At 36.4% G+C, this 1,628-nt stretch carries 2 protein-coding genes; both read right to left on the bottom strand.

Annotated features, from left to right (window positions below; genetic code table 11):
* Window positions 1-571: B12-binding domain-containing radical SAM protein (locus tag PLK24_RS11335; protein ID WP_324479221.1), on the bottom strand; the 571-nt coding region annotated here is incomplete at its 3' end.
* A 39-nt stretch (window positions 572-610) separates the two neighbouring features.
* The gene (locus PLK24_RS11330; protein ID WP_324479219.1) at window positions 611-1,201 is read right to left on the bottom strand and encodes a TetR/AcrR family transcriptional regulator; all 591 of its coding nucleotides are present in this window, start codon (window positions 1,199-1,201) and stop codon (window positions 611-613) included.
* Window positions 1,202-1,628: the final 427 nt, after the last annotated feature.

Here is a 1,628-nt window from a genome sequence, read left to right as displayed (position 1 = left end):
TTACTATATTCATTAATGGTTCTCCCTCAATTTGGGTCATCCAATATTTCCCTAAGGGAAGAAGGTCTCTTGAAGGGAAGGGAATATCATCTAAATTTTCAGGTGGTTGGGGAATAGATGCTTCATATATGACATTATCCTTCCGGTAGGATATACCTGGGAGGTTATAAATATCTTTTTTATCTTCGAGATTTTGCACAAGGCGGGAAAAGGTGTATTCTCCTTCACCCTTAACAATATAATCAACCATTCCCAAAGAAAGGATTTCTTTATCTCTGAAGGTGGCATGATAACCACCCATGACGGTTATGCAACCCTTTTGCTTAGCTTTGGTTGCGATATCAAGAGCTTTAAAAATTTTATTGCTCTCACAGGTAATCCCCACCAAATCGCAGTTGGCAAGTTCTTGTTCCAAGCTGGACTTTTTTTCAACTTGTAAATCAAGGATTTTAACCTGATGATGGTTTTTTTGTAAAACTGAAGCTAAGTACCCTAATCCAAGAGGGGGAAGTTTAAGACCCACAGAATTATAAATGCCTGGTGAGGGTGGATTGACTAGCAAGATTTTCATACTATATCTCCCTTTTATATGCTTATTATATCGTTTATTTTAATTAAAAAAGTCGAGTGGTTTTGCATGAAGTTCATATTCATCTAATAAATCCAAAAGTTTTTGTTTTATATTTATTCGAGTTCTATCGTCAACCATCTGAAAACCGAATAGTTCAGAGAGCCATAAACCTTCACAGGTTAAACGAATCATGGTAGCAATGGTTGAAAAATCCAAAGATAGCATCTCTTCTTGGGACTCATTGATAAACTTCCGAACCGGAAGTAAGAATTTTGGATCCATTGTTAAGGCTGCCAATATAGCATACTTGTATTGATTTAAGTAAATTTTTTGGTTAAAACAGATGTGGATATAGTTTTTTAACCAATTGATTGGTTGAATAGTTCTATCATTTTCTTGACTACTCAATAAAAAATCTTTTCTTAAAGAACTTTTTAGTTCTTTAAGAAATATTTCTACCATAGCTTGGACCAGAATCTCTTTGGATGGAAAATGATATAAAAGTCCACCCTTACTTACGTGTGCACGCTGGGCAATGTTTTCTAAGGTAAAATGCGTCATGCCTTGTTCTTCAATGAGTTTGCAAGCTGCTTGTAAAATTTTATCCTTCAAATTAATTTCTGAATTCATATCTGATTTCCTTTGCAATCTATACCGTCTAGACGGTATAGATTATACCAGTTTTTGGTTTTTTAATCAAAACTGCTTTTGTTGTATCAAACGAGGATGAAAGCTCAGAATTCGATATGCAATGGCATATCGCTACATTAATCGGGCACGATAAAGGCTGAGGGGGCGAGGAAAGAAAACTAAAAGATGAGATCCTCACGCCCTCAAAAAGCGAGGGCTCAGGATGACCGATTAAAAGCACACCCCCATTAATCCCCCCTCAATGGGGGAATTTAAAGATGGTATTTTCAGGAAAGACCCTAATGCCAATTTCGTGGTACCAGGTAAGGATGAAAGCCCAGAATTCGACATACCATGGTATGGCAGGTCGTTACATTAATTAAAGAATGGGCACAATACATTGTGCCCCTACAATTTTTTAATCTTT

Origin of the sequence: Atribacter sp. (assembly GCF_035418125.1) — a bacterium.
GTDB classification, from domain to species: Bacteria; Atribacterota; Atribacteria; order Atribacterales; family Atribacteraceae; genus Atribacter; species Atribacter allofermentans.
This window is presented reverse-complemented; position numbering and strand designations above follow the sequence as displayed.

Bases quoted from the DNA above. Each gene is read 5' to 3' on its own strand.
- PLK24_RS11330 (WP_324479219.1), bottom strand. From the start codon at position 1,201: ATGAATTCAGAAATTAATTTGAAGGATAAAATTTTACAAGCAGCTTGC.